Source organism: Actinosynnema sp., assembly GCF_052038725.1.
In genome coordinates this window covers 1-9,618 of sequence record NZ_JBQGCX010000240.1, presented here as the reverse complement: position 1 = coordinate 9,618, position 9,618 = coordinate 1, and the positions used below count along the sequence as shown (strand labels likewise).

Below are 9,618 nucleotides of genomic sequence, written 5' to 3'. Positions count from 1 at the left end.
CCCAGCACCCCCGCGCCCGCAGGCGACAGCACCCGCCCCGGCACGTCCGGGTCGCAGCCCACCCGCGCCAGCCGCGCCCGGATCGACCACGCCGACCGCCCCATCCCGCGCGCCACCACCCGCACCAGCTCGGCCGCCGTCGTGCCCGGTTCCGCCTCAAGCCACGCCGCGCGCAGCTCCCCGTCCAGCTCCCCGCTCCACGGCTGGTTCGCGTTCGCAGGCCGCTCCCGCCCGGTCGGCCCCCGAGCCCCCAGCCGCCCCAACGCCCCCAGCACCTGCCCGAGCAGCCTGCCCACGGCCACCCCCGCGTCAGCGGGCAGCCGCAGCGCCCCCTCCGCCACCTGCGCCCCCGAGGTGTCCACCCCGGTCAGCTCCACCACCAGGTCCGGATCGGCCGAGGCCACCACCCGGTAGCTCGTCGTGCCCAGCAGAACAGTGCTCTCGTACGTCGCTGTCGTCATGTCGACGACGCTAGGGGCGACCCCCGACAAAAACCGGGCCGGTCACGGGCAGAGCGGGCAGAAGTCACCCGGTCGAGCGACGCCGGTCAGCGCCCCGCGCACCTGCTCGGCCACCGCCCTCGCCAGCGGCGGCGGCACCGCGTTGCCGATCTGCCGCGCCACCTCGCCCGTCGTCCCGCACCACTGGAACCCGTCCGGGAACCCCTGCAGCCGCGCCGCCTCCAGGTGCGTGATCGGCCGGTCCACCCGGTGCCCGTCCTCGCCCGGCTCCCACTGCGGGTGCAGGTACTGCCCCTTCTCGGGCTTGTAGAACTCGGTCCGGATGGTCAGCGACGGCTCGTCCCACCGCATCCGCCCCATCACGTCCGTCGTCCCGGTCTTCTTCTCCCGCCAGCACCTCGGCAGCAGCTCGTCCGGCAGGTCGAACCGCCCGCCGCCCGGCGGCACGTGCCGGTACCGCAGCAGCGACAGCGGCGTCGGGTTCCGCCCGATGTGCAGGTCCGCGCTCGTGAACCGCCCCGGCACCGACCGCCCGAAGAACTCCGCCGCCGCCCTGGGCAGCGCGGTCGACGCGGGCACCTCCGGCAACCCGGTCAGCACGTCCCGCACCGCGTGCCACGACTCGCGCGCGTGCGTGGGCACGGGCAGCTCCACCTTCCCGACCCGCGACCCGATCACGATCGCCCGCCGCCTCCGCTGGGGCACCCCGAAGTCGGCCGCCAGCAGCACCCCCGCCGACAGCTCGTACCCCTCGGTCTCGGCCTGGAGCAGCGCGAACTCGGTCGACGCCAGGAACCGCCCCACGTTCTCGATCACGAACACCGACGGCCGCGCCGCCCGCACCACCCGCAGGTACTCCCGCCACAGCGAGTTCCGGGGGTCGTTCACGTCCCGCGAGCCCAGCGTCGAGAACCCCTGGCACGGCGGCCCGCCCACCACGACGTCGACCCGCGGCACCGCCGAGTCCGGCACCGCCGCGATGTCGGCCCACCGCACGTGGTCCTCGCCGAAGTTCGCCGCGTACGTCGACGCCGCGTGCAGGTCGTGCTCCACCGCCATGACCGGCTCGAACCCCGCCGAGGTGAAACCGGAGGTCATGCCGCCGCACCCGGCGAACAGGTCGATCATGGACAGCACACCGGTCAGGCTAGCCGAGACCGCGCCGCCCCAAGACCGCCTCCCGCACCCGCTCCGCCGCCACCGCCGGGTCCTCGTGCTCCCACACCCGCACCGCCGCCCACCCGGCCTCGGCCAGCACCAGGTCCGTGTTCGCGTCCCGCGCCCGGTTCGCCTCGATCTTGGCCCGCCAGAACTCGCCGTTCCGCTTCGGCCAGGTGCCGTGCTCGGGGCAGCCGTGCCAGAAGCAGCCGTCCACGAACACCGCCACGCGCGTCGGCCCGAACACCACGTCCGCCTCGCGCCGCACGCCCCTCACCGGCCGCCGGTGCACCCGGTACCGCAGGCCCAGCCGGTGCAGCTCCCGGCGCAGCGCCACCTCGATCCCGGTGTCGCGCGAGCGCTGCCTGCTCATCCTGGCGCGGACGTCGTCCGTGGTCTCCAGCTCCGGCACCCGACCATGCTCCCGCACCGGCGAGGCGCACGTCACGGGGAGGGGAGCGTCACCGCCCGGCGTCCAGGTCCGCGCGGGCCGCCGCGTCCCACCCGGCGTCCCACCCGGCCGCGCTGCGCACCACCGTCGTCTTCGACACGGTCCGCGCGAACAGCCGCCCGAACAGCGTGTCCACCTCCTTGCGCCGCTGCGCCAGCACCGGCAGCAACCGGTCGTCCGACACCTCGTTCACCGCCCGCAGCCGCTCCCCGACCCGCTGCGCGTACGCCAGCAGGAACGACTTGCGGAACCCCAGCGACCGCTCCTCCGACGCCTTCCCGGCCCGCTCGCCCGCCGCGACCATCGCGCGCGTGGCCTGCACCAGCAGCGACCGCGACAGCAGCTCCACGATCTCCAGGTCCACCTCGGCGCCCACCAGCGCCACGAACCCCAGGTCGGCGTGCACGACCGCGCGCGCCCGGTTCGCCTCGGCGACCACGTGCACCACCTGGGCCTTGCCGTCGAAGTACTTCCGGTCCAGCCACAACCGCCGCGACCCGGCCGACGGCTCCTCGTCCGGCATCCGCTCCAGCGCGTGCCGGGTCACCAGCTCCTGCGCCTTCGCCGACAGCGCCTCCGCCTCCTCGGGGAACGCGGTCGACTCTGCCTTGGCCAGCAGCCCGCGCACCCGCTTGAGCACGCGCGCGTCCACGCCCCGGTGCTCCAGCCCGGCCAGCGGCGACCCCGGCGGCGGCGCGATCGCGGGCAGCGGCGGCAGCCCGACCAGGCTCGCGAGCACGCCCACCGCCACCTCCACGGCGTCGTCGCGCAGCTCGATGTGCCTGGCGGCCCACTGGTCCAGGTGCGGCAGCTCCGGGTCCCACCAGACCCGCGCGTCCAGCTCCGCCAGCTGCTCGCGCCACAGCGGCGGCAGCGCGCCCAGCCGCTCGGACTCGGCGGCCAGCACGTCCACCAGGTACGCCACCGCCCGCGCGTCCCCGGCCCTGCCCACGACCTCGCGCACGTCGCCCGGCGTCCAGCCGCGCTCCCACAGCGGGTCCAGGGCGTCCCGCAGCGCGGCGCGCACGGCGCCGTCCACCTCGGCCGGTGACAGGTGTGAGGTGCGCGGCAGGCGCGCCCTCCGGTTGGTGGCGGCCCGCCACACCGCCTCGCGCAGTGACTCCACGAGCGGCCATTGTCCCCGTTCGGGTGCGGTGTCGCGCCGGCCGGTGCGGGGTGGCGCGCCCCGTGCCAGCCTCAGCCTGTGAGCCGCGACACGATGACCACGTCGCGGCGCCCGGCCCTGGTGGTGAGCCGTCCACAGGGGACACCCCTGACCCCGGCGCAGCGCAGGGTGGTGCGCCGCTGCCGGGACCTGCCCGGCCTGGCCGACCCGCTGGAGGCCGAGCTGACGCTGAGCAGCGCGGTGGCGGACTGCGCGGTCGACGACGAGTTCTGGGCCGGGCTGGTCGAGCACGCCGTCGCCCGTTCGGGGCCGCGCTCCGACGCTCTTCTGGGGGTGCTGGCCGCCGCGGTCACCGGGCGGCCGGGGCAGTGGGCCAGGAGCGCGGTGCGCCCGGCGGGCCCGCCGCTCAAGGTCGGCGGTTCGTGGACGTGCGACCGCACCATCGACGCCGGTTACCTCGCGGTGCTCTGCGCCTACCGGTTCGGTGACCTGGAGCACGCCCTCGTGTTCCTGATAGACGAATTGGCGGGCAGCGTCGTGCGAAAGGCGTTCGTCACGCGGCAGGTGGCCAGGACCTTGGCCGAACTGGGCGGGCAGGGACCGCTGGCGCCGCTGGGCTCGGAAGCCGCGCACTGGCTGCTGGCGAAAGCCTACGAACGGCTCGACCGACGCGCTGACCTGCGAGTCGACCCCGATGTCGGCCTGACCAGGCTGATGGTGAGGAGACGGATAGCGCTGGCCTTCGGCTGAACGCAGAAATGGGGCCTTCGATTTCTCGAAGGCCCCATTTCTGGAGTGCGCCGCCAGGGACTCGAACCCCGAACCCGCTGATTAAGAGTCAGCTGCTCTGCCAGTTGAGCTAGCGGCGCTCAGACGGTCTTGCTTTCTTGCTTTGTTCTTGCTCCGTCCGACATGGAGAACATTAGCACAGCATCTGCCGCAGTTCCCAATCGCCTGGTCAGGCCGGGTTTGGCGGCACCGGACGGCGCGGTCGGGCGCCGGTAACGATCCAGCATCTCCGGCAACGGGGGCAACCCCTATGACGTCCCCTATGCAGGGGACGCTGAACAGGGCGGACGTAGCTACGTTCGGTGTTCGGAATAGCACGGAAACGGACGGGGCAGGGGATGGGCAAGTCGCGCAAGCGGGGGGCGCTGGGAATCGCTGTGCTCGGGGTCGTCGCGACCCTGCTCACAGCGTGTTCGAGCGGTGCGGGCGATTCGGCGGGCAACGGGAGCGACACGACGCCGGTGGCGGCGCAGTCCTCCGAACCCGCCAAGCCGGTGTCGCTCAGCCTCGGGCCCGCCGACCGGACGGCGGACGTCGCACCGGGACTCCCGGTCGTGGCGACCGCCACCGACGGCAAGATCACCGAGGCCGTGCTGACCAACGCGGAGGGCAAGACCGTCGCCGGTCAGCTCTCGGCCGACGGCGCGCAGTGGGTCAACACCGAGGCGCTCGGCTACCAGAAGCAGTACACGCTCTCGGTCACCGGCCGGGGAGCGGACGGCAAGCCGGTCACGCAGACCTCCAGCTTCACCACCGTGAAGCCGAGGACGCAGACCTTCCTGTCGGTGAACCCGATGGACGGCACCACTGTCGGCATCGGCCAGCCGCTGGCGTTCTACTTCGACGAGCCGATCGCGGACAAGGCCGCCGCCGAGGCCATGATCTCCATCACCACGGAGCCCGCGGTCGACGGCGCGTTCTACTGGTTCAAGGACGACGAGGTGCACTGGCGCCCGCAGAACTACTGGGCGGCGGGCACCAAGGTCACCATCGACGCCAAGGTCTACGGCAAGCACCTGGGCAACGGCGTGTACGGCGAGAAGGACCGCCGCATCCAGACCACCATCGGCGACGCGGTGGTCCACGAGGCGGACGGCCAGAGCCACCAGGTCGTCACCAAGATCAACGGTCAGGTCGCGCGCACCATGCCCACCTCCATGGGCAACGCGGCCAACACCACCCCGGTCGGCACCTACGTGCTGACCGAGAAGCACGCCAGCATGGTCATGGACTCGCGCACGTACGGCCTCGCGCTGGACGCGGGCGGCTACGTCACCCCGGTCCAGTGGGCGACGCGCATGTCCAACAGCGGCATCTTCTTCCACGGAGCCCCGTGGTCGGTCGGCGACCAGGGCGTCCGCAACGTCAGCCACGGCTGCCTGAACCTGTCGCTCGAGAACGCGAAGTGGGTCTACGACCTGTCGAAGCCCGGCGACATCGTGATCGTCACCAACTCGGGCGGCCCGCGCCTGGAGTCCTGGGACGGCTTCGGCGACTGGCAGGTGCCGTGGGAGGAGTGGGTGAAGGGCGGCAACAAGTAGTCACCGCCCCAGCCCCTCAGCGGTCCGCGACGCGACCCGCCGCCACTTCCAGGCGGCGGGTCGTTCGCATCGTGGACAGCATCCTGCGGTCGTGGGTGACCAGGAGCAGGGTGCCGGTGAAGCTCTCCAGCGCCGACTCCAGCTGCTCGATCGCGGGCAGGTCGAGGTGGTTCGTCGGCTCGTCCAGCACCAGCAGGTTCACCCCGCGCGCCTGGAGCAGCGCCAGCGCCGCGCGGGTGCGCTCGCCCGGTGACAGCGACGCGGCCGGTCGCAGCACGTGGTCCGCCTTCAGGCCGAACTTCGCCAGCAGCGTGCGCACCTCCGCCGACGGCAGGTCGGGCACCTCGGCGCCGAACGCGTCGGCCAGCGGCAGCTCGCCCAGGAACAGCCCGCGCGCCTGGTCGACCTCGCCGACCACCACGCCCGGCCCCAGCGACGCCGAGCCCTCGGCCAGCTCGACCCGGCCCAGCAGCGCGGCCAGCAGCGTCGACTTGCCCGCGCCGTTCGCCCCGGTGATCGCGACCCGGTCCGCCCAGTCCACCTGCAGGTCGACCGGCCCGAGCGTGAAGCCGCCGCGCCGCACGACCGCGCCGCGCAGCACCGCCACGACCGCGCCCGAGCGCGGGGCCGCGGCGATCTCCATCCGCAGCTCCCACTCCTTGCGGGGCTCCTCGACCACGTCCAGCCGCTCGATCAGCCGCTCGGTCTGCCTGGCCTTCGCGGCCTGCTTCTCGGTCGACTCGGAGCGGAACTTGCGGCCGACCTTGTCGTTGTCGTTGGACTTGCGCCGGGCGTTCTTGACGCCCTTCTCCATCCACGCGCGCTGCGTCCTGGCCCGCTCCTCCAGGTCCGAGCGCTTGTCCGCGTACTCCTCGTAGTCCTCGCGCGCGTGCCGCCGGGCGATCTCGCGCTCCTCCAGGTACGACTCGTACCCGCCGCCGTAGGACCGCACCCGGCCCTGCGCCAGGTCCAGCTCCACCACCCGCGTCACGGTGCGCGCCAGGAACTCCCGGTCGTGCGACACCAGCACCGCGCCCGCCCGCAACCCTGTGACGAACGCCTCGAGGCGCTCCAGCCCGTCCAGGTCCAGGTCGTTGGTCGGCTCGTCGAGCAGGAACACGTCGTACCGGCTCAGCAGCAGCGACGCCATGCCCGCCCGCGCCGCCTGCCCGCCGGACAGCGAGGTCATCGGCTGGTCCAGGTCCACGCCCAGCCCCAGCTCGGCGGCGACCTCCTCGGACCGCTCGGCCAGGTCCGCCCCGCCGAGCGCGAGCCACCGCTCCAGCGCCTCCGAGTAGCCCTCGTCCAGGCCCTGCGACAGCAGTTCGGTCAACCGGTCCAGCTCCGCCTGGGCGTGCGCGACCCCGGTGCGGCGCGCCAGGAAGTCCCGCACCGCCTCATCCGGACGCCGCTCGGGCTCCTGCGGCAGGTGCCCGACCGTCGCGGACGCGGGGGAGAGGCGGATCACACCGGACTCGGCCGGGACGAGGCCCGCCAGGGTGCGCAGGAGCGTCGACTTGCCCGCGCCGTTCACCCCGACCAGACCGACCACGTCCCCCGGCGCGACCACCAGGTCCAGACCGGAGAACAGCACGCGGTCGCCGTGCCCGGCGGCCAGGTCCTTGGCGACGAGAGTGGCGCTCATCGGCGAAAACCCCTCAAGACGTGGGAAACGCCCCCCGACCTTGTGGTCGAGGGGCGTTCTCTCGGGGTGAGTGACGGGACTTGAACCCGCGACACCTGGGATCACAACCCAGTGCTCTACCGACTGAGCTACACCCACCATCACCGGGCTGGCCCGGCGGATGAAGCATACAGTGCCACACCGCCAAGCCTGAAATCGCCCCTATTTCACGCGGTCGGCGGGCGTCACGCCGTCCGCCGCGAGCAGCTCGGCGGCCACCGACTGCGCCTGCTCCGAGGTCGGGCCGGGCTGCGGCACGAACGCGGTGCGGCGGTAGTAGGCCAGCTCCCGGATGGACTCCTCGATGTCCGCGAGCGCCCGGTGCGCCAGGCCCTTGCCGGGCTGCGCGAAGTAGATGCGCGGGTACCAGCGCCTGCACAGCTCCTTGATGGACGACACGTCGACCATCCGGTAGTGCAGGTGCGCGTCCAGCTCCGGCATGTCGCGGGCGATGAAGCCCCGGTCCGTCGCGATCGAGTTGCCCGCCAGCGGCGCGGTGCGCGCGTCGGGCACCCACTCGCGGATGTAGGCGAGCACCAGCGCCTCGGCCTCGGCGAGCGTCGTCGTCGAGCGCCGGACCTCCTCCGTGAGGCCGGACTTGGCGTGCATCTTCACGACCACTTCCGGCATCGCGGCGAGCGCCTCGTCGTCGGCGTGGATGACCACGTCGACGCCCTCGCCGAGGACGTTCAGCTCCGCGTCGGTCACCAGCGCCGCGATCTCGATCAGGGCGTCGGAGCCCAGGTCCAGGCCGGTCATCTCGCAGTCGATCCACACCAGGCGATCCATCACCCCCCGAAGCCTAGTCGCCGGGGCCCGAGCGGACCGCCCGCTCGGGCGGGCGTCCACCTTGCGATTCCGTCACGCGCGGCAGGCGCGCCGGGTGATCGCGTCACGCGGGCGTGGGCGCGTCGCGCGGGCTCGGGGGCGCGACCGCCTTCCGCCGCACCGCCAGCGACAGCCCCGCGGCGGCCACCGAGAGCAGCCCGGCGGCGTACCAGGCGGGCGCGTAGTCGCCGAAGCCGTCGCGGACCAGGCCCGCGGCGGTCGCGGCGAGCGCGGCGCCGACCTGGTGCGAGGCGAACACCCAGCCGAACACCACGGCCCCGGACGCGCCGAACACCTCGCGGCACAGCGCCACGGTCGGCGGCACGGTGGCCACCCAGTCCAGCCCGTAGAAGACGATGAACACCAGCATGGACGGTTCCACGGAGTGGTGGAACAGCTGCGGCAGCAGCAGGAGCGACAGGCCGCGCAGCGCGTAGTAGGCGGTGAGCAGCAGGCGCGGGTCGACGCGGTCGGTGAGCCAGCCGGACAGCACGGTGCCCACGACGTCGAACACGCCGACCAGCGCGAGCAGCCCGGCGGCCGTGGTGGTGGGCATCCCGTGGTCGTGCGCGGCGGGGATGAAGTGCGTGCCGACCAGGCCGTTCGTGGTGGCCCCGCAGATCGCGAACCCGCCCGCCAGGAACCAGAACGGGCCGGTGCGCGCGGCCGACGCGAGCGCGCCCAGCGCCCGCCGGGCGGCGCCGGTCGTGCGCTCGGGTCGCGGCACCACCTCGGTCCCGCCGTGGGGCGGCACGCCCAGGTCCGCCGGGTACTCGCGCAGGAGCAGCAGCGCCAGCGGCACCACGGCCAGCGCCGCGCCCGACACGACCAGCGACGCCACCCGCCACCCCGAGGACTCGGCGAGCGCGGCCACCACCGGCAGGAACACCAGCTGCCCGGTCGCGCCGCCCGCCGTGAGCACGCCGGTGACCAGGCCCCTGCGCCGCACGAACCACCGGTTGGTGATGGTGGCCACGAACGCCAGCGCCATCGAGCCGGACCCGATGCCGATCATCAGGCCCCAGAAGAGCACCAGGTGCCAGCTCGCGGACGCCAGCGTGGACAGCGCGCTGCCCGCCGCGACCAGCGCCAGCGCGCCCGCCACGACCCGCCGCACGCCCAGCTGCTCCATCAGCGCGGCGGCGAACGGCGCGGTCAGGCCGTAGAGCAGCAGGTTCACCGACACGGCGAACCCGATCGAGCCGGTGGACCAGCCGAACTCGCGCTGAAGCGGCGCGATCAGCGCTCCGGGGGCCGCGCGGAACGCGGCGGCGCCGACGAGCGCGGTGAAGGCGACGGCGGGCCGGTAGCCCGGGACGATCACCGTGTCCGCCCCCGCGAGCGCCTCCAGGCCCGCCTCGGCGTTGATCGAGAAGCCCGCGCTGGTACGGACCACCGGCGCGGGCGCGCAGATCGTCACCCGGAAGGGCACCTCGTCGTAGGAGCCGAACACCTGCGCGGGGATGGCGAGGTCGAGCGGGACGACCGCGTCGAGGGCGAGGACGGCCACACGATGCATCTGGCAGGATCGTAACGAACACTGGCGTTCCTGCCACTCGACGGACCGGCGCCGGAAGGCG

At 73.5% G+C, this 9,618-nt stretch carries 8 protein-coding genes, 2 tRNA genes and 1 pseudogene; 2 read left to right on the top strand and 9 right to left on the bottom strand.

Annotation, left to right across the window (positions count from 1 at the left end):
- From ACTUAL_RS04720 to ACTUAL_RS04705, 4 genes and pseudogenes are all read right to left on the bottom strand, one after another.
- Nucleotides 1–461, bottom strand: a pseudogene (locus tag ACTUAL_RS04720) (hypothetical protein); the annotation flags it as partial.
- A 42-nt stretch (nt 462–503) separates the two neighbouring features.
- The gene (locus ACTUAL_RS04715; RefSeq protein WP_440899382.1) at nt 504–1,589 is read right to left on the bottom strand and encodes a DNA cytosine methyltransferase; all 1,086 of its coding nucleotides are present in this window, start codon (nt 1,587–1,589) and stop codon (nt 504–506) included.
- A gap of 19 nt (nt 1,590–1,608) precedes the next feature.
- Nucleotides 1,609–1,992, bottom strand: a complete 384-nt coding sequence (locus ACTUAL_RS04710) for a very short patch repair endonuclease (RefSeq protein WP_096497623.1) — start codon at nt 1,990–1,992, stop codon at nt 1,609–1,611.
- Between the two features lie 88 nt (nt 1,993–2,080).
- On the bottom strand, nt 2,081–3,196 hold the full coding sequence (locus tag ACTUAL_RS04705; RefSeq protein WP_440899381.1) for a DUF2786 domain-containing protein: 1,116 nt from the start codon (nt 3,194–3,196) through the stop codon (nt 2,081–2,083).
- Between the two features lie 78 nt (nt 3,197–3,274).
- Between ACTUAL_RS04705 and ACTUAL_RS04700 the strand changes: the two genes are divergently transcribed.
- Nucleotides 3,275–3,946, top strand: a complete 672-nt coding sequence (locus ACTUAL_RS04700; RefSeq protein ID WP_096491758.1) for a hypothetical protein — start codon at nt 3,275–3,277, stop codon at nt 3,944–3,946.
- 46 nt (nt 3,947–3,992) lie between these two features.
- On the opposite strand, the gene ACTUAL_RS04695 is transcribed toward ACTUAL_RS04700, so the two are convergent.
- A tRNA-Lys gene (locus ACTUAL_RS04695) sits at nt 3,993–4,065 on the bottom strand.
- Nucleotides 4,066–4,323: 258 nt separating this feature from the next.
- Between ACTUAL_RS04695 and ACTUAL_RS04690 the strand changes: the two genes are divergently transcribed.
- On the top strand, nt 4,324–5,526 hold the full coding sequence (locus ACTUAL_RS04690; RefSeq protein ID WP_440899380.1) for a L,D-transpeptidase: 1,203 nt from the start codon (nt 4,324–4,326) through the stop codon (nt 5,524–5,526).
- A gap of 16 nt (nt 5,527–5,542) precedes the next feature.
- On the opposite strand, the gene ACTUAL_RS04685 is transcribed toward ACTUAL_RS04690, so the two are convergent.
- The 4 genes from ACTUAL_RS04685 to ACTUAL_RS04670 all read right to left on the bottom strand — a co-directional run bounded on the left by ACTUAL_RS04685 (nt 5,543) and on the right by ACTUAL_RS04670 (nt 9,557).
- Nucleotides 5,543–7,171, bottom strand: coding sequence for an ABC-F family ATP-binding cassette domain-containing protein (locus ACTUAL_RS04685; protein WP_440899379.1), 1,629 nt, complete (start codon nt 7,169–7,171; stop codon nt 5,543–5,545).
- Between the two features lie 65 nt (nt 7,172–7,236).
- Nucleotides 7,237–7,309, bottom strand: a tRNA-His gene (locus ACTUAL_RS04680).
- A 63-nt stretch (nt 7,310–7,372) separates the two neighbouring features.
- Entirely contained in the window at nt 7,373–8,002 is a 630-nt protein-coding gene (orn, locus tag ACTUAL_RS04675) for an oligoribonuclease (RefSeq protein ID WP_041836592.1), read from the bottom strand.
- 100 nt (nt 8,003–8,102) lie between these two features.
- Complete coding sequence (locus ACTUAL_RS04670) at nt 8,103–9,557, bottom strand: MFS transporter (protein WP_440899378.1); 1,455 nt, start codon at nt 9,555–9,557, stop codon at nt 8,103–8,105.
- Between the last annotated feature and the right edge of the window lie 61 nt (nt 9,558–9,618).